This window comes from Maribacter sp. 1_MG-2023, assembly GCF_030547005.1.
In the GTDB taxonomy this organism is placed as follows: domain Bacteria; phylum Bacteroidota; class Bacteroidia; order Flavobacteriales; family Flavobacteriaceae; genus Maribacter.
This window is the reverse complement of record NZ_JAUOPN010000006.1, coordinates 184,287-207,741: the sequence shown is the minus strand read 5'-3', so window position 1 is coordinate 207,741 and position 23,455 is coordinate 184,287. Positions and strand designations below refer to the sequence as shown.

Annotated in this window: 20 protein-coding genes; 11 read left to right on the top strand and 9 right to left on the bottom strand. The window is 34.3% G+C overall.

Going from position 1 to position 23,455, the window contains the following annotated elements; all coding sequences use genetic code 11:
• The first annotated feature begins 24 nt into the window (after positions 1–24).
• From Q4500_RS09230 to Q4500_RS09205, 6 genes are all read left to right on the top strand, one after another.
• Positions 25–2,106: a von Willebrand factor type A domain-containing protein gene (locus tag Q4500_RS09230; protein WP_303599393.1), complete on the top strand. Its 2,082-nt coding sequence runs from the start codon at positions 25–27 to the stop codon at positions 2,104–2,106.
• A 97-nt stretch (positions 2,107–2,203) separates the two neighbouring features.
• On the top strand, positions 2,204–3,550 hold the full coding sequence (locus tag Q4500_RS09225) for a M24 family metallopeptidase (RefSeq protein ID WP_303599392.1): 1,347 nt from the start codon (positions 2,204–2,206) through the stop codon (positions 3,548–3,550).
• Between the two features lie 118 nt (positions 3,551–3,668).
• Positions 3,669–5,867: a YfaP family protein gene (locus Q4500_RS09220; RefSeq protein WP_303599391.1), complete on the top strand. Its 2,199-nt coding sequence runs from the start codon at positions 3,669–3,671 to the stop codon at positions 5,865–5,867.
• A gap of 76 nt (positions 5,868–5,943) precedes the next feature.
• Positions 5,944–7,689 carry a hypothetical protein gene (locus Q4500_RS09215; RefSeq protein WP_303599390.1) on the top strand — a complete coding sequence of 582 codons (1,746 nt, stop codon included), beginning with the start codon at positions 5,944–5,946 and terminating at the stop codon, positions 7,687–7,689.
• Positions 7,690–8,019, top strand: coding sequence for a carboxypeptidase-like regulatory domain-containing protein (locus Q4500_RS09210; protein WP_303599389.1), 330 nt, complete (start codon positions 7,690–7,692; stop codon positions 8,017–8,019). It abuts the gene before it with no gap.
• 112 nt (positions 8,020–8,131) lie between these two features.
• Positions 8,132–8,887 carry a hypothetical protein gene (locus Q4500_RS09205; RefSeq protein WP_303599388.1) on the top strand — a complete coding sequence of 252 codons (756 nt, stop codon included), beginning with the start codon at positions 8,132–8,134 and terminating at the stop codon, positions 8,885–8,887.
• Between the two features lie 17 nt (positions 8,888–8,904).
• Here Q4500_RS09205 and Q4500_RS09200 read toward each other — a convergent pair whose 3' ends face one another.
• A complete protein-coding gene (locus tag Q4500_RS09200; RefSeq protein ID WP_303599427.1) occupies positions 8,905–10,533 on the bottom strand; it encodes an acyl-CoA carboxylase subunit beta in 1,629 nt (542 codons plus the stop codon).
• Positions 10,534–10,605: 72 nt separating this feature from the next.
• On the opposite strand from Q4500_RS09200, the gene Q4500_RS09195 reads away from it, so the two are divergent.
• From Q4500_RS09195 to ettA, 3 genes are all read left to right on the top strand, one after another.
• Positions 10,606–11,577 carry a Gfo/Idh/MocA family protein gene (locus tag Q4500_RS09195; RefSeq protein ID WP_303599387.1) on the top strand — a complete coding sequence of 324 codons (972 nt, stop codon included), beginning with the start codon at positions 10,606–10,608 and terminating at the stop codon, positions 11,575–11,577.
• 76 nt (positions 11,578–11,653) lie between these two features.
• On the top strand, positions 11,654–11,830 hold the full coding sequence (locus Q4500_RS09190) for a CAL67264 family membrane protein (RefSeq protein ID WP_299324942.1): 177 nt from the start codon (positions 11,654–11,656) through the stop codon (positions 11,828–11,830).
• Between the two features lie 65 nt (positions 11,831–11,895).
• Entirely contained in the window at positions 11,896–13,587 is a 1,692-nt protein-coding gene (gene ettA / locus Q4500_RS09185; RefSeq protein WP_303599386.1) for an energy-dependent translational throttle protein EttA, read from the top strand.
• Positions 13,588–13,718: 131 nt separating this feature from the next.
• On the opposite strand, the gene Q4500_RS09180 is transcribed toward ettA, so the two are convergent.
• Complete coding sequence (locus Q4500_RS09180; protein ID WP_303599385.1) at positions 13,719–14,540, bottom strand: MBL fold metallo-hydrolase; 822 nt, start codon at positions 14,538–14,540, stop codon at positions 13,719–13,721.
• Between the two features lie 10 nt (positions 14,541–14,550).
• Positions 14,551–15,009, bottom strand: coding sequence for a GNAT family N-acetyltransferase (locus Q4500_RS09175; RefSeq protein WP_303599384.1), 459 nt, complete (start codon positions 15,007–15,009; stop codon positions 14,551–14,553).
• 153 nt (positions 15,010–15,162) lie between these two features.
• On the opposite strand from Q4500_RS09175, the gene Q4500_RS09170 reads away from it, so the two are divergent.
• Positions 15,163–16,050 (top strand): hypothetical protein, encoded by an 888-nt coding sequence (locus Q4500_RS09170; protein ID WP_303599383.1) that lies wholly within the window; start codon positions 15,163–15,165, stop codon positions 16,048–16,050.
• 68 nt (positions 16,051–16,118) lie between these two features.
• On the opposite strand, the gene fumC is transcribed toward Q4500_RS09170, so the two are convergent.
• Entirely contained in the window at positions 16,119–17,519 is a 1,401-nt protein-coding gene (fumC, locus tag Q4500_RS09165; RefSeq protein WP_303599382.1) for a class II fumarate hydratase, read from the bottom strand.
• A gap of 170 nt (positions 17,520–17,689) precedes the next feature.
• Here fumC and Q4500_RS09160 point away from each other — a divergent pair, with 170 nt between their 5' ends.
• A complete protein-coding gene (locus tag Q4500_RS09160) occupies positions 17,690–17,863 on the top strand; it encodes a hypothetical protein (RefSeq protein ID WP_091904107.1) in 174 nt (57 codons plus the stop codon).
• Positions 17,864–17,927: 64 nt separating this feature from the next.
• Here Q4500_RS09160 and Q4500_RS09155 read toward each other — a convergent pair whose 3' ends face one another.
• The 5 genes from Q4500_RS09155 to Q4500_RS09135 all read right to left on the bottom strand — a co-directional run bounded on the left by Q4500_RS09155 (position 17,928) and on the right by Q4500_RS09135 (position 23,448).
• The gene (locus Q4500_RS09155; protein ID WP_303599381.1) at positions 17,928–20,420 is read right to left on the bottom strand and encodes a TonB-dependent receptor; all 2,493 of its coding nucleotides are present in this window, start codon (positions 20,418–20,420) and stop codon (positions 17,928–17,930) included.
• Complete coding sequence (locus Q4500_RS09150; protein ID WP_073246461.1) at positions 20,421–20,936, bottom strand: hypothetical protein; 516 nt, start codon at positions 20,934–20,936, stop codon at positions 20,421–20,423.
• 87 nt (positions 20,937–21,023) lie between these two features.
• Complete coding sequence (gene arsC, locus Q4500_RS09145) at positions 21,024–21,368, bottom strand: arsenate reductase (glutaredoxin) (protein ID WP_282050269.1); 345 nt, start codon at positions 21,366–21,368, stop codon at positions 21,024–21,026.
• A gap of 62 nt (positions 21,369–21,430) precedes the next feature.
• Positions 21,431–22,532, bottom strand: a protein-coding gene (gene prfB, locus Q4500_RS09140; protein WP_244534070.1) for a peptide chain release factor 2 whose coding sequence is annotated in 2 segments (ribosomal slippage) — positions 21,431–22,465 and positions 22,467–22,532 — 1,101 coding nt in all. Because the reading frame shifts where the segments join, the coding sequence is not laid out codon by codon here.
• A 64-nt stretch (positions 22,533–22,596) separates the two neighbouring features.
• Positions 22,597–23,448 (bottom strand): transglutaminase family protein, encoded by an 852-nt coding sequence (locus Q4500_RS09135; protein ID WP_303599380.1) that lies wholly within the window; start codon positions 23,446–23,448, stop codon positions 22,597–22,599.
• Positions 23,449–23,455 lie beyond the last annotated feature (7 nt).

Genomic DNA, 23,455 nt, shown 5'->3' with positions numbered 1-23,455 from the left:
CGTATAAACTTTAAACCAGCTATTATGAAAAATGCAACTTTCCTATTATTTCTATTTACTAGTTTCTTATTGTCTTCACAACAAGTTAAAATTAGTGGTACTGTTTCTGATCATGCAGGGAATCCTATGCCTGGTGTAAATGTTATTGTAAAAGGAACCACAAATGGTACTCAAACCGATTTTGATGGTGCTTATACTATAAGTGCCACTAAAAATGATGAACTGGTTTTTAGTTATATCGGATGTAAAAATATGATTGTAAAGATCAGAGATTCAGTGGTTGTTAATGTATCACTTGAAGAAGATCTTCAGACATTAGAAGAAGTCGTAGTTACTGGGTATAGTATCCAAAAGCGTAGTCATGTTACGGGCTCAGTTGCAATGGTTAATATGCAATCTCCCAAATCTAATATTAGTAGAACCTTACAAGGTAAAGTTAGTGGTATAAATATTCGTGGTTTGGGTTCTGCGGAAGATAAAAATGTTGGAACTAAAATAAACAGCCCTCTATATATTGTAGATGGCGTACCTATTCAAAAGCAATATAATTCAATTGTTCAAAGTTTAAAAAGTGAAGATATTGATAGTAGAAAAGAACTTAAAGCTTCTGAAGCTAAGAATCTATATGGTCAAAATGCTAAACACGGTTGTATTGTAATACAAACCGTAAAAGGTAATTATGTTATTGAAGAAGATGAGAATTATGCGCAAATTACTGAAAATCAGTTTCAGAATGTAGGTGTTAATCCTTTGTCTACTTTTTCAATCGATGTTGATAAAGCAGCGTATAGTAACATTAGAAGGTTCATAAATAATGGAAAAGCGGTTCCTGTAGATGCAGTTAAGATTGAAGAAATGATTAACTATTTTGATTATGACTATCCACAACCTACAAGTGAACATCCTTTTTCTGTAAACACCGAGGTAGCACAGACCCCTTGGAATGTAGACACCAAATTAGTGCGTATTGGTTTGCAAGGAAAAGAATACTTGAATGAAGAATTACCGGCATCTAATCTTACTTTTCTAATAGATGTTTCTGGCTCTATGTCATTAGATAACAAATTGCCACTATTAAAATCCGCATTTAAACTATTAGTAAATCAGTTAAGAGAAAAAGATAGGGTTTCAATTGTTGTTTATGCTGGTGCAGCCGGTGTTGTATTAGAGCCAACATCTGGTAACAATAAAGAGAAAATCATGAGCGCTTTAAATAATTTAGAGGCTGGCGGTTCTACAGCTGGTGGAGAAGGTATTCAATTAGCCTACAAATTAGCAGAGAAACATTTTAAGAAGAATTGTAACAATAGAGTGATATTGGCAACAGATGGCGATTTTAATGTTGGGCTGTCTAGCGACAAAGACATGGAAGATTTGATTGTTGAAAAACGTGAATCGGGAGTGTTTCTTTCTGTACTAGGTTTCGGAATGGGTAATTATATGGATTCTAAGTTGGAAACTTTAGCAGATAAAGGGAACGGCAATCACGGTTACATAGACACTATGCAAGAAGCGCAAAAATTATTTGGTAAGGAGTTTGGCGGTACTTTATTTACTATTGCAAAAGATGTAAAATTACAGGTAGAATTTAATCCTGCTAAGGTAAAATCGTATAGATTAATAGGGTATGAAAATAGATTATTGGCAGATGAAGATTTTATTGATGATACTAAAGATGCCGGTGAATTAGGAAGTGGGCATAAGGTGACCGCTTTGTATGAGATAATAGAGGTAGGAGTAACATCAGAATATGATAAAGAAATTCCAGAATTAAAGTATACCAATGCTACTGACAATACTAGGTTTTCTGATGAGCTGTTCACGGTAAAATTTAGATATAAAAAGCCAGATGGCAATAAAAGTATTGAACTGGTTCATGTTCAAAATTCGAATACTCAAGAAATGTCTAAAGACTTTCAATTTTCTGCAGCCGTTGCTTTATTCGGTCAGCAATTAAGAAAGTCCGCGTTTATAAATGAAGCGTCTTTTAATGACGTCATTTTTTTGGCAGAAAACGGTAGAGGTGAAGATAAAAATGGATATAGAGCAGAATTTATTAGGTTGGTTAAAAGCATTGATGAGAAATTGGTAACAGACAACTATTGATTTTATTCAGGTTATAAAAATCAATTGATTTTCGAGGAATAGTTTATTTCGAATGTGTGTTATTTTGTATTTTCAAGGCTTAAACCAAACAGCACTCATGAAAAAACTATTCCTTTTTGTATGTCTAATTTTTATAGGGGAAATTTACGCTCAGCAAATTCTAACTAAAAAAGAAAGAGCACAGGTAATAGATGAAATATTAGACGACCGTTTCAATAATTTGTTGCCTGAACTTATGGATGCCGCAGACTTAGATATGTGGGTGGTTATCTCAAGAGAATACAATGAAGATCCCGTAATTAAGACTATGCTCCCGGCTACGTGGTTAAATGCCCGTAGAAGAACTATACTTTTGTTTTATAGGGATAAGGCGAAGAACACTATAGAGAAGTTGGCTGTAGCCCGTTACAACGTTGGTAAAAATATTGTTTCTGCTTGGGATAAGGAGAAAGAACCAAATCAGTGGACTCGGTTAATGCAATTAATAGAGGAAAGAAATCCGAAGAAAATCGCACTTAATTATTCTACAGACCACAATATTGCAGATGGCTTGGTAAAGACAGATTATGAAGAGTTCATGGCAAACCTGCCTAAGAAATATACTTCAAAAGTGACTTCAGCAGAACAACTAGCTGTTCGTTGGATTGAAACAAGGTCTGAACGAGAAATGATTATTTATAACCAATTAGTAGATATTACACATGATATTATCGCTGAAGCATTTTCTGAGAAAGTTATTACTCCGGGCGTAACGACTACTTCAGATGTGGTGTGGTGGATGAGACAAAAAGTTACGGATTTAGGCTTGGAAACCTGGTTTCACCCAACCGTGGACGTTCAAAGAAGTGAGAAGGGTAAAAAAAGCGAATTCTATTCTTTTGCAAATAAGCCTGATGATATGGTTATTCTACCGGGAGATTTATTGCATTGCGATTTTGGTATTACTTATTTGCGTTTAAATACAGACTGTCAAGAATTGGCATATGTGCTTAAGCCAGAAGAAACTACTGCGCCTGACTTTTTGGTGAACGGATTAAAAGATGGTAATAGGGTACAAGATTTTTTGACCAACAATATGGTTAAGGGTAGGTCTGGGAATGATATTCTAGCAAAATCATTGAAGGAGGCTAAAACAGCGGGCTTAAAACCATCAATATATACGCATCCACTTGGCTTATATGGTCATTCTGCAGGTACAACAATTGGTATGTGGGATTCCCAAGGCGGTGTTATGCGTGACGACGGTGAAAATTATGGTTTAAATCCAAACACGGTGTATGCTATTGAATTAAATACCACGGTTAACATACCAGAATGGAATAGAGATATACGTATCATGCTTGAAGAAGCCGGCTTTTATGGTGAAGAAGGTTTTAGGTATGTTAATGGTAGACAGACAGAACTTTTGTTGATACCAAGAGTAAAAGGGCATCAGGGTAATTAATTTTCTATTTGTAAGATTTAAAATTGGTTATGTAGTAAAATTCTGATTTTTTTTAATATTAGGCACTTGGTTTAATTGGCTGTTATTCTTATTTTAAATAAAAATTAAATAATACAATATGTTAAAGGTTAATAGTCTTGTTGTTCTCTTGATTTTAATTGGTCAATGTGCATTGAGTCAGGTAGAATCTAAGAAAGTAACCATATGTTGGGATACATCATTATCAATGATTGAAAGGGATATTGAAAAAGAATTTGGTATTCTAGATAAAATATTTGAAAGAAACCCAACTTTTGAAGTACAATTAATACTTTTTAATGCTATTGTTGAAGAACGGAAATTTGAAATTAAAGATGGCAATTGGAACAAACTAAGAGAAGTTTTAGTGAACACAAGACCAGATGGCGCAACATTGTATGAGGTATTAGATAATAATATTCTCAATTCCGAATGTTATTTTTTTACGGACGGAAATTCTTTGGTCCAAAACGATTTCATACCTGTTAAGAAAGGGAACATTGTTATAAATTCTGTTAGAAACAGAAACCTCGAATTGCTTGAGAAATCCGTTTTGATCGGTAAGGGGCGGTTAATGGATTTGTCTTTTAATCTAAATGATGCTGTCAAGCCAACTAATGATTCTAAAAAGTATTTAAAATCTGTCAGAGGTACAATTTATTTGGATAATGAGCCTAAAGATAGGATTAATGTTCAAATTTTGGGGAAGGAAAAAGTATATTTAACAGACAAGAACGGAAAGTTTTGGCTGCCGGCTATACCAGGGGATTCTTTGCTGATTTCAGATGATGTTTACGGGATTAGTAAAATTTTGCCTATTGGTTATTATGAAAATGAATTGGATATATTTCTTGGGGCAGATGTTACCAATTTGGAAGGCGTAACGGTTGTTCAGAAAAGAATAGAAAACTATGGTAATACCGCAATTGATTCAAAAGAAAAGGAAAGTATTGGTTATGCAGTTCAATCTTTAGATAGTGAAGATATTTCTCCTATAACAACAGATGTAAGTATGGCTGTAGCAGGTAAGTTTTCAAATGTTAACCTTAAATCTGATCAAGATATAACTGAATTTAGTGCTAGGCCTAATGCTACGATATTGGGTAACCGGTACGGATTAGTAGTAGTGGATGGTGTGCCAATAGAACAATCAAATTCTTCCGGTCCAAAAGGTTTTTCACCAGATTCAGGTACGCAAGGTTATACAGCAGATGCATCTTTTTTAAATCCTGAAAATATTGCATCTATAACCGTCCTAAAAGGTTTAGCGGCAACAAACAGGTATGGTACCTTAGGTAATGGAGGGGTTTTATTGGTTACGACAAAAACTGCGCAGGCATCTAACGGTACTGACGTCAAGGTGAATTCAGCTCTTCTTCAAAATAACATATATAATGCTGACTATGAAAGAGAAAAAACCGATTCTGCAATTTTAAGTATTTTGCAAAACACAACATCAATTGAAGAAGCGTATGATCAATATTTAATACTTCGAAACTTCAATGAAACCAACGATTCATTTTATTTAGATGCTTTTTCTTTTTTTAAGGATACTGATAAAGATATAGCTGCAAAGATTATTTCCAATTTTTGGGAGAAAGACCCAAAGAATGAAGCTTATTTAAGAATTACAGAATTAGCAATGCGATATTTAGGTTTTGATGAGGTGTCAGCTTTATTAAATCGCCAATTGAACGAGCTAAAGCCTTTAGCATTACAACCATTTTTTACTGAAGTTAAATTAAAACTTGCAAAAAGTGAAAAGCAAGAAGCACTTGATATGCTAACTAATTTAGAGAATGGCGGAGCCTATGGGAATTTAGATGTTCAACCGATTCAAAAATCAATAGAACGTGAGTTGAAGAATTTAATTTTTAGAGATAGATTACAGTTAGATGTTACCAAAGTAAAAGAAAAATATTTTTCCAATTCTAAAATGAACGTGAGGCTTTTAGTGGAATGGAGTAACCCAAAATCTGAATTTCAAATACAATTTGTAAATCCTCAAAATCGTTTTTTTAATTGGGAGCATACTACCTCTGCAGATGCCAAAAGAATACAAGATGAAGTGGAGCTTGGTTTTTCTATGGAAGAATTTGAACTTTATGAAGATATAAAGGGAGAGTGGATTATAAATGCGACATACATTGGTAATCTTGATCAGCAAAGTACTATGCCTCTTGCTCTTTTATGCACCGTATATACCAATTTTGGATATCCATCACAATCAGAAGAGAAAATTATTTTACATCTTACCAATGAAAATGCTAATAAAAGAATTGTTTCGTTAAAAATCTGATAGAGTAAATAACATTTTTGGCATATTATTTGTAGTATTTTTCTTAAAATATTATTGAAAATAAATCCGGACTCTTATGAAAAAAATTATCGTTCTTTTTGTTTTAGCATGTACCTTTTCTTTCGCTCAAGAAAAGAAAAATAGTATAAAAGGTAAAATAACCTATCTAGAAACTCCATTAGTTAATGCAGAAATCAAAGTTGTAGAAACCAATGAAATTGTAAAATCTGATGTAAACGGTACATATCAGATCACAGCATTGCCCGGTCAAACTATTACCTATAGTTACCCAGCTATGAATTATGTGGAAATTTTTGTGGAAGATGTAACCCGTATTTTAAATGTAGGACTAACTCCGAAGGTAAATTTATTGGATGAGGTAACTGTTGAAAAAACCGTTATTAAAAGTCAAGAACAACTGCGCGGTGAGTATGCGACAAATACGAACATTATAAATACTGCCTTTGGTCTTTTGGATAAGGAAATCACCAACTTCGCCGTTAGAATTATTGATGGTAAAGAATTGAATCCTATAGGTTTGGATATTGCCTCTAGTATCCAATATCAACTTCCAGGAGTTAAGGTAGAACGACGTACCATAGACCCAACAACACCCGTAATTTTTTTACGTGGTGCTAGTATTGGATTTTTTCCTGCCATTTATGATATAGATGGTTTTATAACGAAAGATTTTCCTTACTACCTTACCGTAGAAAATATTAAGAGGATAGCGGTGATACCTGGCTTAGGTGCAGTAAATAAATATGGCGGCGCTGCCAATGGTGGTGTTATTGTAATTAATACGAAAGGAGCTAATTATTTTCCGGAACCAGGTTCAGATAAACCGTATGATCAAGCTAAGCTTAGAAATAATAAATATGATAATTCTGCTTTAAGCAGTTCTGATCTTAAGTTAGATAAGCCTACTTATTTAAATAAATTGTTAAGTAGTACTATCGAAAGTGAGGCTATTGAATTATATAAGGATCAAGTAAAGATGTATGGCAGCTCTTATAATTATGTTTTAGATGCTTATGACTATTTTTCTCAACGTTGGAAAAATAGTGATTTTGCAGATGAAATCATTCAAGATAATAGGGGGTTATTTAATGAAAATCCGTTAGCATTAAAATCTTTAGCTTATATCTATCAAGCAGAAGGTAGGTTAGAAAGAGCTAATGAAATATATAAAGAGGTTTTTACTTTAAGAGCTAATTATGCACAGTCTTATTTAAATATGGCAGAAAGTTATATAGAAATCAATGAATTCCAAAAAGCCGCCAGTATTTACGCTCGATATGGTTATTTGTTAGAGCAAGGTTTCTTAAGAGCCGAGGGGGACTTAGGTGTTATTATGGAGCGCGAACTCAATAACTTAATTGCCTTAAAAGGGGAAGAACTTTTATCTAACAAAGAATTAAAAAATATTGTTTTAGATGATGAGTTTGATGGTACTCGTTTGGTTTTTGAATGGAACGATAGTGAAGCTGAATTTGAGCTTGAATTTGTTAATCCTGAGGGTAATTATTTTAAGAGCGAACATTCTCTATATGCCGATGCTAACCGTATAAAAAATGAAAAAATATCAGGATTTTCAACAGAAGAATATCTTATTGATGATTCATTACGGGGAACTTGGCAAATAAATGCTAAGTATCTTGGTAATAAAAGCTTAACACCGACCTACTTAAAAGCTACTATTTACCATAATTATGGTAGTGCTTCTCAACGTAAAGAGGTTAAGGTATTTAAAATGAATATAAGAAATGTAAACCAACAGTTGTTCTCTGTTTCTAACGCGACCAGTATTGTATCTAACTAAATGAGAATAGTCTTTCAATTCATTTTTTTATTAATAATTAGCTCTGTCCTTGGTCAAGACACCTATAAAGGTCTAGTAGTAGATAAAACCACAAAACAGCCTTTACCCTTTGTAAATATTGGTGTGGTTGGTAAAGGAATGGGAACAGTTTCAGATGAAAATGGTTTATTTTATTTGTATTTGGATGAAATGAAAATTCAAAATACTGATATCGTTCAATTCTCATCTTTGGGGTATCAAACTATAGAAATGAGTGTTTCAAACGCAAAATATATATTGCATGAACATTCAACAATAGAAATGCTGTCTGAAAATATTCTTTTTAGATGAAGTAGTAGTCTCCAATACACTATTAGTACCCATTATAAAGCCAGTAGGGTATCGCAGTACTGATAATAATAATTTTGGGTATTGGAAGGATAACGAGGCATTAGGTGGTGAATTGGCAACTAAAATAGATGTCAATAACCAGAAAAGAAAATTAAGTTCTTTAGAGTTTGAAATATTAGAAAATTTGTCGGATAGCTTACTACTTCGGGTGAATGTATATGATATTGGAAATAATAATGGAGGTCCGAATCAAAACTTAAATAAATCGAATAAGAATATTCTTTACACTTTAAAAAAGCATGAAGTAATAGTCAAAATAGATTTGGAACCGTTTAATATACTAGTTAGTAATAGTTTTTATATATCCTTGGAACTTGTTAAACGTTACAACAAAAAACCTGTCGGTTTGGTGTTGGCGGCAACAAATAAAGATGATGAGCATGTAAAACGTACGAGTAAAAAACCTATAGGATTAGGAATGACTAATCCAGAAAAATCAAAAGGCACTTATCGCAAGTATGCTAGTCAAGGTAGATGGATTAAAGTTTCAAATATTAATATGGCATTTTATTTAGAGACCATACAATTAGTTTCACAGGATAAAGCAAGGAAGATAGAGGATAAGGAAAAGAGGGACCATGAGAAACGAAGAATAGTTTCAGGGTTCACAATTTTTAAGGGAGAGGTAATTCCTAATGTCAATATTTATAATAGCAGAACAAAAGAAACATCGGTTTCGGATGTAAATGGTAAATTTCAAATACATGCGAAAAAATACGATGTTTTATTTTTTACAAGACAAGGTTACAATAAGGTATCTCTTACAATAGGCAAAGAGAGAGCTTCGAATGTTTTAATGCAACTTTAATTAGAGTATGTTTTTTTCTAAACCTGCAAAACCCCCATATTAAAAGGCTTCTCTATAGGCGAATGGTCTGCAGCTTCAATTCCCATAGAAATCCATTTACGGGTGTCTTTTGGGTCTATGATAGCATCGGTCCATAATCTAGAGGCTGCGTAATATGGTGATACTTGATCGTCATATCGCTGCTTGATATTATCATAAAGCTCCTTCTCTTTTTCTTCGGTAATGGTTTCACTCTTCTTTTTTAAAGATGCCTTTTCAATCTGTAATAATACCTTTGCAGCAGAGTTACCACCCATTACGGCAAGTTCTGCACTTGGCCAAGCAACAATTAATCTTGGGTCATAAGCTTTACCGCACATGGCATAATTTCCTGCTCCGTAGCTATTACCTATAATAATAGTGAATTTTGGTACGACGGAGTTACTTACCGCATTTACCATTTTTGCACCATCTTTAATGATACCACCATGTTCACTTTTACTACCTACCATAAAACCGGTAACATCTTGTAAAAATACTAACGGAATTTTCTTTTGATTACAGTTCGCGATAAAGCGGGTTGCTTTATCCGCAGAGTCAGAATAAATTACTCCGCCAAATTGCATTTCACCTTTTGCAGTTTTTACTACTTTTCTTTGGTTGGCAATGATACCAACTGCCCATCCATCAATACGTGCATAACCAGTAAGAATGGTTTGACCGTAGCCAGCTTTATATTCTTCAAAATCAGATTCATCTACCAATCGCTTAATGATTTCCATCATATCGTATTGCTCAGCTCTAGAACTCGGTAGTATTCCGTAAATATCATCCGGATTTTCTTTTGGCTTCAAACTTTTCTTACGGTTGTATCCCGCTTTAGGGAAATCACCAATCTTATCCATAATATTCTTTATGGTATCTAAAGCCGCTGCATCATCTTTTGCTTTATAATCGGTTACTCCGCTAATTTCACAATGAGTGGTTGCTCCGCCTAACGTTTCATTATCAATACTTTCACCAATGGCAGCTTTTACTAAGTAGCTACCAGCTAAAAATATACTAGCAGTTTTATCTACAATAAGCGCTTCATCGCTCATAATCGGTAAGTAAGCACCACCGGCAACACAACTGCCCATAACTGCAGATATTTGGGTAATACCCATACTGCTCATGATGGCATTGTTTCTAAAGATGCGACCAAAATGCTCTTTATCAGGAAAAATCTCATCCTGTAAAGGCAAATACACTCCTGCGCTATCTACCAAGTATATTATTGGAAGTTTGTTCTCAATAGCTATTTCCTGTGCTCTTAAATTCTTCTTTGCGGTAATAGGAAACCATGCTCCGGCTTTTACTGTTGCATCATTGGCAACAACGATACATTGCTTGCCTTGTACATATCCAATTTTTACAACTACTCCGCCAGAAGGGCATCCGCCATGCTCTTTGTACATGCCGTCACCTACAAAAGCACCAACTTCTATTTGTTCAGATTTTGGGTCTAAAAGATAATCAACACGTTCTCTAGCTGTCATTTTACCTTGGTCGTGCTGCTTGGCTATTTTGGCTTTTCCTCCGCCTAAATAAACCTCATTAAGCTTTCTTCTAAGGTCTGATAATAACAACTTATTCCTATCTTCGTTTTGATTGAATTTTAAATCCATTCTATATAATTTCTTTTCTTTTGATAAAGATAAGAAGTTAATTTTGGTGTTCATGCAACAAAAACAAAAAGTATGATTAAGTGGGGTATTGTAGGGGCAGGAAACATTGCTCATAGTTTTTCAAAAGATTTAGCCTTGGTAAATGGCGGTAAATTGGTTTCTGTAGCTTCAAGAAGCATAGAAAAAGCACAAGATTTTGCAGGTGAATATGGTGCGCCAAATGCATATGGCAGTTATGAAGAGTTGTTTAATAGTAATACCGTAGATGTTATTTATTTAGCTACACCACACACTTCTCATGCAGATTTAAGTATTGCTGCAATGAAAGCTGGTAATGCTGTACTTTGTGAAAAGCCACTGGGTGTCAATAAAAGCGAAGTAGAGCAAATGGTTGCTGTAGCCAAAGAGAATAATGTTTTTCTGATGGAAGCATTATGGACACGTTTTAACCCAACTATTAAAAAGGTAAAAGAATTAGTTGATAATGGAGCTATAGGTGAAGTAGGTTATTTACATGCCGATTTTGCTTTTTATGCTTTAGATAGGGATGAAAAAGGAAGATTGTTGAATCCGGATCTTGCAGGTGGTTCTTTGTTGGATATCGGAATCTATCCCATATTTTTAGCTTATTTAATGTTAGGTATACCAAAGGATATAAAGGCCTCTGCTAATTTTTATAAAACAGGTGTAGAGATACAGTGTAGTATGATTTTTAATTATGATAATGCTCAGGCAATTCTATATAGCGGACTCAATTCTGATTCTGAAAAGAAAGCTGAAATAGCAGGAAATAAGGGTTCTATATTTATACATCCAAGATGGCATGAAACTACCGGGTATACTATAGAAAAAGATAGTGAATCAACTTCTAATGAAATTGGTAAGTTGGGAAAAGGCTATGTTCATGAAATTGAGGAGGTACAAAATTGTTTAAATTCAGGTAAGAAAGAGAGCGAAATATGGAGCCATCAAAATAGTTTAGATTTAATTGAGATAATGGATTCTGTTCGTAAATTAACGGGAATTGTGTTTCCGTTTGAATAATAGCAAGGTTTATACTGGATAAATGTCTTAAAATTTACGATATTTGACGTTCGCTTAAATTTTAATTGAATCGAAAATGAATAAGAATACTGTGCTCTCTTGGGCTACTATTATTATGATATTTGTAGGTCTTGCCCTAATTGCATTAGGTGCTTTTCGCTATGATGATGTTGCTGGTTGGGGTTTTGCATCTGTAGGTATTGGCTTTTTTGCTATTGCTTGGGTGTTTAATGCTTTAAAAGGTAGAGTATAACATATTTTAGAACCGGCAGTGAATTCTTCTGTTCGGCTTTAATTTTTAATAAACACTATAATTTTATGTCAGACGATAATAAGGTAATCTTCTCCATGTCAGGAGTTACGAAAACCTATAAAAATGCGAATACCCCAGTTTTAAAGAACATATACCTAAGTTTTTTCTACGGTGCCAAGATTGGTATCTTAGGTTTAAACGGTTCTGGTAAATCTACTTTACTTAAAATCATTGCGGGTGTTGATAAAAACTTTCAGGGAGATGTTGTTTTTTCCCCTGGGTATAATGTTGGGTACTTAGAGCAAGAACCTGAACTAGATGAAAACAAAACCGTTTTAGAGATTGTAAAGGAAGGTGTAGCAGAGACTGTAGCTATTCTTGACGAGTACAATAAGATAAACGACATGTTTGGCCTTCCAGAGGTTTATGAGAATCCTGATAAAATGCAGAAGTTGATGGATCAACAAGCTGTGTTACAAGATAAAATTGATGCTGCAAATGCCTGGGAATTAGATACTAAATTAGAAATTGCGATGGATGCACTTCGTACGCCAGATCCTGACAAGAAAATTTCAGTATTGTCTGGTGGTGAAAGAAGAAGGGTTGCATTGTGTAGACTATTACTTCAAGAACCAGAAATTTTATTATTAGATGAACCTACCAACCACTTAGATGCAGAATCTGTACATTGGTTAGAGCATCATTTAGCACAATATAAAGGAACTGTAATTGCCGTAACCCACGATAGATATTTCTTGGATAATGTTGCCGGTTGGATTCTTGAATTGGACAGGGGAGAAGGTATTCCTTGGAAAGGAAACTATTCTTCTTGGTTAGATCAGAAATCTAAACGAATGGCTCAAGAGAGTAAAACGGCTTCTAAAAGGCAGAAAACGTTAGAGCGAGAGCTTGAATGGGTACGTCAAGGTGCAAAAGGAAGACAGACTAAGCAGAAAGCACGTCTTAAGAATTACGATAAGTTAATGAGTCAGGATCAAAAACAGCTTGACGAAAAACTAGAAATCTATATTCCGAACGGACCACGTTTGGGTACTAATGTAATAGAGGCAAAGGGAGTAAGTAAGGCTTTTGATGATAAATTACTTTATGAGGACTTGAATTTTAAATTGCCACAAGCAGGTATCGTTGGTATTATTGGACCTAACGGTGCTGGTAAGACTACTATCTTTAGAATGATCATGGGTGAAGAGACTCCCGATAAAGGAGAATTTGAAACTGGTGAAACTGCTAAAATTGCATATGTAGATCAGAGTCATTCTAATATTGATCCTGAAAAAACCATTTGGCAGAATTTCAGTGATGAGCAAGAGATGGTTATGATGGGTGGTAAGCAGGTGAATTCACGTGCATACTTAAGTAGATTTAATTTTACGGGTAGTGAGCAAAATAAAAAAGTAAATATGCTATCAGGTGGTGAGCGTAACCGTTTGCACCTAGCTATGACATTAAAAGAAGAAGGAAACGTTCTTTTATTAGATGAGCCAACCAACGACTTAGATGTGAATACGCTAAGAGCTCTAGAAGAAGGTTTAGAGAACTTTGCTGGTTGTGCAGTGGTAATTTCGCATGATAGATGGTTCTTAGATCGTATTTGTACACATATTTTAGCTTTTGAGGGTGACTCTCAGGTATACTTCTTTGAAGGTTCTTTCTCTGATTATGAAGAGAATAAGAAGAAACGACTAGGGGGAGATTTAATGCCGAAACGAATCAAGTATAAAAAATTAATTAGATAATTAATAAAGTATTTATATAGAAAAAGCCCGCAATTGCGGGCTTTTTTATTTTCAGCTAACAGCTAACAGCTAACAGCTAACAGCTAACAGCTAACAGCTAACAGCTAACAGCTAACAGCTAACAGCTAACATTAATATTCGTCATTAGGGTACCAATCTAATTGTACAACCTCAATATCTTGATTTCCGGCATCTACAAGTTGTTTCAATTTTGCAACATCGCTAACATCTGGTTTACCTCTATAATGATATGGGTATACTTGTTTCGGTTTAAAGTCTAAAACTGCAGAGGCGGCGCTTTCAACCGTCATTGTGTAAGGTAAGTTCATACAAACAAAAGCTTTGTCAATATTTTTTAAAGAACGCATTTCCGGAATATCTTCGGTATCACCAGAAAAATAGATTCGCTCATTATCGATATTTAAAACATAACCATTGCCACGACCTTTTGTGTGAAATTTAAGTGCTTCTTTTCTTAGGTTATACATAGGTATAGCTTCAATAGTAATTTTGGCTAATTTTTTGCTCATACCGTTTTCCATAATTTCTAATTGCGAAGCATACTTTTCTGGTAATTCATCGGCAACGGCTTGTGGTACTACAAATGTGCAATTTGAAGTATCTAAAGCATCTAGCGTTTCCACATTTAAATGATCACCGTGTATATCTGTAATCAGTATTAAAGTCGGAATTTTTTGACGTTCAAAAGCGGCTGCTCCTCCGGTAGGGTCAATGTATATAACAACATCGTTCCATTCGATTACTGCAGTTGCATGTTCTATAGGTATTATCTCAATTTCATCAGCTTTGCGCTCTTTGATGATATCAGTTACTGACTTATTTTCTTCCAATTCTTCAGAAGTATCAATTACGGTATCAGATTTTTTCACCTCTTTGCATGAAAAAGCCATTGTTACAACGAATAGTAAAACAAGCAATTCTTTTATTCTCATTATGTTATGTTTAAAGTGTTAGTTCCATTTTAATATCGGATCGAAGGTACTCTAAATTATCTTCTAGAGGAACATTTATAAATCCGAATTTCTTATATATATGCAGCGCAGTGTCTAATTTAGTGCTAGAGTATAATTCAAGTGTTTCCCAGTTTTTATTTTTAGAAAAATTAATAGCATGGGTTAACATTTTTTGCCCTATCTGTAATCCTTGATGTGTTTTGTCAACCGCCATCTTACCTAATTCAAAACGATTATGGGTCTTTTTTATTAAAGCAAAGCATCCTACGGGTTCATTATTCCATAATCCTATGAAGATATATCCGCCTTTATCAATAATAGTAGATTGACTATGTTCTAATAACTTCTTATCTTTCGCTTCAACCTTGAAATACTCAGTAATCCAAGCGATATTCAAGTCTTTAAACTTTTGAGTATATTTAGCCTCGTAAGGTACTATGCTAAGCATGATTTCTAGTTAATGTTATAGATGTCATCTAAGTTATTTCATATTTTATGGTCCTTGCCAAGGTTTAGAAATTATTTTAACATTAAAAAATCTAAAATTTGAATTACCACGTATATAAACTGAACAAACAGACACTTTATTAAATTTACAATTATGACTGAAACAAAAAACAACAATGGCTTAAAAGTTTTGACCGCTCTTTTAGGTGTTGTGCTTTTAGGAACTATCATTTACACAGTAAGTCTTTACCAAGATAAAAAGAAGACCGAAGTTGTTCTTTCGAAAGAGAAAGAATTGGTAGTAGAAGATTTAAATAGCTTAAAATCTGAATATGATAAGGCTATTTTAGAAAGCAATGCAACTAACGAGGAGTTGGTAAGTGCAAGAGATAATATTGCAAAGTATATTGACTCTGTAAAAACAATGAAAGCTGATATCGGATCTTTATCTAGATACAGAAGACAAGTTGGTGTTCTTAAAGCTGAAAGAGAGCAATTATTAAAGCAAGTTGATTCGTTGACACGATCAAATACTGCAATTGCTATGCAACGTGATAGTACGTATGTTGAATTGGAAAAACAAACTGTTTTTAATGACTCTTTAGTAGTACAAAATACAAACTTGGCACAAGTAGTTGAAAAAGGTTCTGCTTTGAACTTATCTAAATTCAATGTTGATGCAGTAAAAGAACGTAACAGTGGTAAATTGGTTTCTACACAAAGAGCTAAAGCAACTGACAAGTTTAAAATCTGTTTTACTGTTGCTGATAACGTAATTGCACAAGCTGGAGATAGAGAATTTTTTATTGAGGTTTTAGATCCTCAAGGCAATGTTCTTGGTGGTAGTAATTCTATGACTAACGATAATGGAGCTTCTATTACTTATAGTAAGCAAACTGGTTTTTACTTTGAAAACAAGTCTTTAGATGTATGTGATTATATCAGTAAGCCTTCTGGTGATTTCAAAGACGGTAACTACATGGTGAATGTTTATGACGATCAATTAAAATTATTGGGTACTTCTAAATTCATGTTGAAGTAAGATTACCTTATTGCATATAAAAAATGGCGACCAATTGGTCGCCACTTTTCATTTCTATTAGTTTGGTTTTAGTCTTTTAAACTACCGACCATATTTTCTGGTTTTACCCATTCGTCATAATCTTCTGCAGAAACATAACCTAAATTGATTGCTTCTACTTTTAAGGTTGTACCGTTCTTATGTGCAGTGTTTGCGATTTCTGCAGCTTTATAGTATCCTATTTTGGTATTTAAAGCGGTAACCAGCATCAGTGAGTTGTTCAATAATTGCTTGATTACTTCATGGTTTGGTTCAATGCCAGCAGCACAGTGCTCCTCAAAACTAGCACAAGCATCACCAATTAACTGTGCCGATTGTAAAATGTTGGCAGCCATCATTGGTTTAAATACATTTAGTTCATAATGACCCTGCGTACCTCCAACGCTTATAGCGACATCATTACCCATAACTTGAGCACATACCATGGTAAGCGCCTCACATTGCGTAGGATTCACTTTTCCTGGCATAATAGAACTACCTGGTTCATTTGCAGGAATAATAATTTCACCTATACCTGAACGTGGTCCTGATGCCATCATTCTAATATCATTGGCAATCTTATTTAAAGAAACAGCCAATTGTTTTAATGCACCGTGACTTTCAACTATTGCATCATGTGCAGCAAGTGCTTCAAACTTATTTTCTGCAGTAATAAAAGGTAAGCCTGTAAATTCTGCAATATACTTTGCTACTAAAACATCATACCCTTCTGGAGTATTCAGTCCGGTACCTACTGCAGTTCCGCCAAGTGCTAATTCACTTAAATGAGCAAGTGTATTGTTTAAAGCTTTTAGGCCGTGATCTAATTGAGAAACATAGCCAGAAAATTCTTGACCTAAGGTTAGGGGAGTGGCATCCATTAAGTGGGTACGACCTATCTTAACTACATTTTTAAATTCGATGGACTTTTTATGTAATGTATCTCTTAATTGAGTAACACTAGGTATAGTAACTTCTACAATCTTTTTGTAAGCAGCAATATGCATACCAGTAGGGAAAGTGTCGTTTGATGATTGCGATTTATTTACATCATCATTTGGCTGAATTGTTTTCTCGCCTTCACCGATTACTTTACCTGCAATTTCATGAGCTCTATTTGCAACTACTTCATTAACATTCATATTGCTTTGTGTGCCAGAACCTGTTTGCCATATTACCAATGGAAATTGGTCATCAAGCTTGCCTTCTAAAATTTCATCGCAAACCTGTGCAATTAAATCTCTTTTCTCCACTGCTAAAACGCCAAGCTCACAATTAGCATAAGCTGCTGATTTCTTCAAATAGGCGAAACCATAAACAATGTCTAACGGCATTGAGGCTACTGGACCTATTTTAAAATTGTTACGAGAACGTTCTGTTTGTGCTCCCCAATATTTGTCTTTGGGAACTTCGACATTACCCATAGTATCTTTCTCGATTCTAAATTTCATAATAGTATATTTTAATGAATCTTAAGTTAACTTATTTTATAACTTCAAAAATAAGGTTTACATTTATTTTTATTGTGACAACATTGTTGAGATTATTGAAATTAATTTTGCATAACGTTTGCAAAAAATAATTCGTTTATGGTATCTTTGCAATATATAAGTAATAAGATATGTTTGATTTTGACCAATATTTAGGATTTTTAGCTTTTTTAACCATATTAACCATAGGTTTTTGGTTAATGATGTTTTTGTTATTATTCGTTGTTCCTTACTGGTTAGGAGGTAACATTATAGAGTTATTGAAAGAAAGACGCGACAAGAAAAAAGCCGCAAGAGAAGTATAAATAATACAGTATAAAAAAAGGAGCCTATTGGCTCCTTTTTTTTGTATCTTGTTTTGTCTGTTTTCTATCCTTCAATTTCTTCTCCACCTTCATTGCCGCCATTTCCTCTAGAGCCTCTGTTGCGTTCTTTTGGTTGGTTGAAACGATATACAAAGCCCATTGTTATTTGGCGTTGTCTATATTGAAACTCACTATCTGAGGTAAAGAACTCTGTTTCGGTATAAGAGCTTCTTTTTCTTGAATTCAATAAGTCACTTACATTAAGAGATAGCGTGCCGTTATCATTCAAAATATCTTTACTGAAGGCTAAATTCAAAGAGAATATTCCTCCATTTTCTGTTTGAGCTGTAGAAGATGGGCCTCTATAAAATGCATTCGTTTGCCAATCTACCTTTGCAGGTAATGAGACTTTAGAGCTAAACCTTGCAAACCAACTAGTATTTGTAGTACCATAGTCAACACCATTAAAGTCACCTTCTGTAGAGAATTGAAAGAAATTAAAACTAGAATTTAAACGTAACCATTTTGCTGCACTATATAATACCCCAGCTTCAACACCTATTCTATCGTTAGTAGATAGGTTTATAGGAATAGATCTAATGATTTCTATACCATCAGTGGTTGTTTGTCCGGTTTCTTCTTGAACACGCTCAAAAGAGTCTGTTTCTCTTTGGTAGTAAATGGAAGAGGTTAAAGTAATTTTATCCCATCTTTTTAAATAACCCATATCAAAAGCATTTGAAAATGCTGGATTTAAATCAGGATTACCTTGAAAAATATTAGTTCTACTTGATCTAGAAGGAAAAGGATTTACATATCTACCTCTTGGTCTGTTTATTCTTCTGTTGTAGCCCAAAGAGATATTTTCATTTTCTGCCAATTCGTAAATCAAATTTACGGTAGGGAAAAGACCTAAGTAGTTTTTATCAAAATTCGCATCTACATCAACACCTAATTGATCTTCTAATTCGCTGGTGTCATAAAGAGAAGAGAGTTCACCTTTTAATTGCGTGTTCTCTAATCGTAGTCCTAATAGAAAAGAAAACTTTCCAAATTTATTTCCGTACTGGGTATATAATGCATTTACATTTTCAGTATAGGTGAATAAGTTGGTAAGATCTTCATTGATGTCAAACTGTCCTGTTACTTGATTTAAAGAGTCTAAACGATAGTCAGTACCTGTTTCTTCAAAAGTACCTCTATAGCCGACCTCAAATTGAGCATCGCCCATAGGTAGCACGTAATCTGCCTGGACTAAATATTCATTATCAGTTTCTTTTTCATAAACATTTTCCAAAACGATTAAATCATCATTTGGTAAGGTGTTATTTTCTTGAATAATAGAAAATTTATCTTCATTACCCTTAGAGTACTGAAGATCTACCGTTAATTTCTGACCATCTTCATCAAGGTCATTTACATAATTTAATGAGAATTGGTAGTTTTCGTCATCTTCAGTTTCATCTTCAGTTCTAAATGTTTCACTGTTTAAAGCATTATTGATAAACCTTTGATTGGTATTACCTGTTTCATCTTCACTATCAGATGTTCTATAAAATACGCTACCGGTAAGAGAGGAAGATTCGGTTAAAAAATATTCTAAACCTAAATTTGTATTGAAACCTTTGCGCAGCCTATTGTACTCTCTGTCTTCAATAATTCTGTCATAAGTACCAGAAGAGTAGGTGTTGTCATAAAACGCATTACCAGGCGCGTCTCTATAATTGTAACCCGTAGTATTGAACAAATTAAATTTATCTGTACGTAAATTTGCATTTACTGAAATACCACTATTAACAGGGTAGCCTATAGTAGTATTTACCGATCCATTAAAGCCAAGTGTTTTTTCTTTTTTAAGTACAATGTTCAAAATACCAGCGGTACCTTCGGCGTCATATCTTGCAGACGGACTCGTAATGACCTCAACCTTTTCAATGGCATCTGCAGGTAGTTGTGTTAAGGCATCGGTAGAACCAAAACCAGCAAGGGCAGACGGCTTTCCGTTTATTAATATTCTAACATTTGCATTGCCTCGTAAACTAATAGCACCTTCAACATCAACATCAACAGATGGTACATTGTTTAGTGCGTCGGTAATGGTAGCGCCACTATTGGTTAGGTCTTTACCAATATTGTAAATCTTTTTGTCTAAACGAACCTCTACGGTGGTTTTTTCGCCCACGACCTCAACAGCTTCTAGTTGAGCGACATCTAAAGCCAATTTAACAGTACCTAAATCTTTTGAGGCTGTTAATGTTTGGTTAGGTAATTTATACGTTTTGTATGAAATATATTCGATGGAAACATTATACTTTCCAGGCGTAGTTTCTACCTTGAAGTTTCCATCAATATCTGTTATTCCGCCAGTAATTTTATCTGGGTTATTTACACTTTGTAGTACTAGTGTAGCATATTCTAAAGGTAGGTTGTCATCTTTGTCTACAACCTTACCTGTAATAACTATTGGACCTCTTTCCCGGTCTCCCCCCGGTCTTTGACTATATGTGTAATTGAATGATAGTGCTAGGAGTAGGAGTAAAGGGAAAAGTTGTTTCATTTAGTCGGTTTTAGATTTTTTTCGTTTGTCTTTTTTCTTCTTTTTATTCTTCTTGATAGTTTTTGAAACACCATCTTTTTGTAGTGCAACAAAAGCTTCATACTTTTCTAATGGCAAACCTGCTTTTAATTCTTCGTCTTGCCTTTTAGTAATATTCTCATATACCTCAGCCATTTTTTCTGGCGGTAGCTTTAATATTTGAGCTTCTATACGCTCTTGTACATATTTCTTTAAAACAGAACTTAATACAGCCTGTTCAAATTCATTTAATGCAAGCGCTTCAGAAATTCTTGGCATTTCATCATCTACTAATTCTTCGGCAGTTTTAGGTTTTGGTGGTTCAGCAGGTGTTTGTGCCTGAGGTATTGAACTTCTTTGGTTACCATAACCATAGCCGCCACGTGATCCATAACCGTTATTGCCATAACCGTATTGTGCGTAAATTTCAGAACTTCCTAATAGAATTAATAGCAATGCTAATACTTTTAGATTGCTACATTTTATTACGTTTTTCATATGATTAGATTATAAAGTTATACTATGGTTTAACTGAAAATGGTTAATACTTTGTTAAGAAAATTCTCTAAGCAATTATAGTGAATTCTATTTTAGCAATGCATCAATGTTCGATGCTGGTCTGCCAATAACAGCTCTATTGCCTTTTATTACAATTGGCCGTTCTATTAATTTAGGATATGTTATCATAGCGTCTATTAATTCTTCATCTGATAAGGATAGGTTTTTAAAATTCTCTTTCCAAATTGCTTCAGATTTTCTAACTAGATTTATAGGCTTAATATCTAAGCAACTAATAACATTTCTTAGTTCTTCTTTTGTTGGTATATCTTCTAAATATTTTACTACTTCAAATTTCTTGCCAGAATCTTCAAGTACTTTAAGTCCTTCTCTAGATTTACTACATCTAGAATTATGATATATTTTAATCATACTATTTAATTTTAATACTAGAAATCCCAATTCATAAAATAAATGAATTGGGATACTCTATGTTATTCTTCATCTCTTTGTCCCATCATCATTAGAAAGGCTTTAAGGAACTGGTCAATATCGCCGTTCATTACATTATCGACATTACCGGTTTCTTCACCTGTTCTTACATCTTTTACTAATTTATAAGGATGCATTACATAGTTTCTAATCTGTGAGCCCCATTCAATTTTCATTTTAGAAGACTCAATTTCTTGTCGTGCTTCCATTTTCTTACGCAGTTCTATCTCATACAATTGCGACTTTAGCATTTTCATTGCCGTAGCTCTATTGTCATGTTGACTTCTACTATCTGAACAAGAAATCTGAATACCTGTAGGGTGGTGGGTTAATTGCACTTTGGTTTCCACCTTGTTTACATTCTGTCCACCAGCACCGCTAGATCTAGCGGTGGTAATAGTTATGTCAGCAGGATTTACATCTACCTCTATACTATCATCTACAAGTGGGTAAACGTATACCGATGCAAAAGATGTGTGCCTTTTGGCATTACTATCAAACGGAGAAATTCGTACTAATCTATGTACGCCGTTTTCACCTTTTAACCATCCAAAGGCATATTCACCGTCAATTTCTAATGTAACCGTTTTAATACCGGCAACATCACCTTCTTGGTAGTTGAGTTCTTTGATCTTATAACCGTTCTTTTCTGCCCACATCATGTACATGCGCATAAGCATAGCTGCCCAATCGCAGCTTTCAGTACCACCTGCTCCTGCGGTAATTTGAAGTACGGCTGGTAATTCATCACCTTCTTCAGAAAGCATATTCTTGAATTCCATCTTCTCTAGGGTGTTCAAAGCCTTTTCGTATTGGCTTTCAACTTCAGCTTCTGTAACTTCTCCTTCTTGTTGAAATTCAATGAGTACTTCTAAATCTGCAATCAAAAGTTCTGCCGCGTTATAATCGTCTACCCATTGTTTTTTAGATTGGATAAATTTCATATGTGCCTGTGCTTCTTGAGGATTGTTCCAAAAATCAGGTGCTAAGGTTTTCTCTTGCTCGTTCTCTATTTCTATTAATTTGGCATCAATGTCAAAGATACCTCCTTAACGCACCAAGGCGATCTATAAGACCTTTGTAATGGTCCATACTAATATTCATACAATTCTATTTTGGGTAAAAATAATACTCTTTTAAATAAGGATGGAAGATATTTTTAAATTACCTATTGATGGCTTTCTACAGTTACTGAATGTGCTGTCTTATGCTTGCCATGCGAGTGGATTATGCCTTTTAAAGGTGAGCAATCATTGTAGTCTTTGCCATGACAAACTTTTATATGGTTTGTATTGGCTAAAATATTGTTTGTAGGGTCAAAACCTTTCCATCCAATTTCTGGTACAAATGCTTCTGTCCATGCGTGCATTTGAGAATCGCCCATATAGCCGCTTTCTTGATCAAGATATCCAGAAACATATCTGGTTGGTACGCCGTTAATTCGCGCCAGTGCAGAGAATAAATGAGCAAAATCTTGACAAACTCCTTTTTTCTTAGAAATGACATCTTTTAGCAGCGTGCCTACTTCAGTTACACCGGTGGTGAACTTAATATATTCAAAAATCCAATGATTTAATGCTTCAAGATTATCGAAAATAGAAATTGAAGTATTGAATTTAAATAGTTGCTGTTGTGCGCTATCTAACGTTGTATACGAAGTGAACCTTAAATATCGTTCATGGGTTATTTTAAAATCTAAACTTTGCAGTTCGTTATAGGCTGTTGAAATATCCGGATTTATATTAAAATTGTACGGGTCAACTTCTTCCTTTTTAAACTTGAATTTAGCTTCAAAAGTTATTTTCTTAAATTTTTTCTTTGGATGTATGCGAAGGGTTTTAAAACCATATCCGTTTATAGATTCTTCAGTATGCGCATATAAGGAGTTTTCGAACTCAAACTCAACCTCGTATTGACTTTCGTTTTCTACCGGAATTATTAAAAATTGCCAATGCGCATCATGCACCCAATCATCATAAATATTCTCTGCATTATAAGTAATCTCAAATTCTCTCGGCATAAGAACA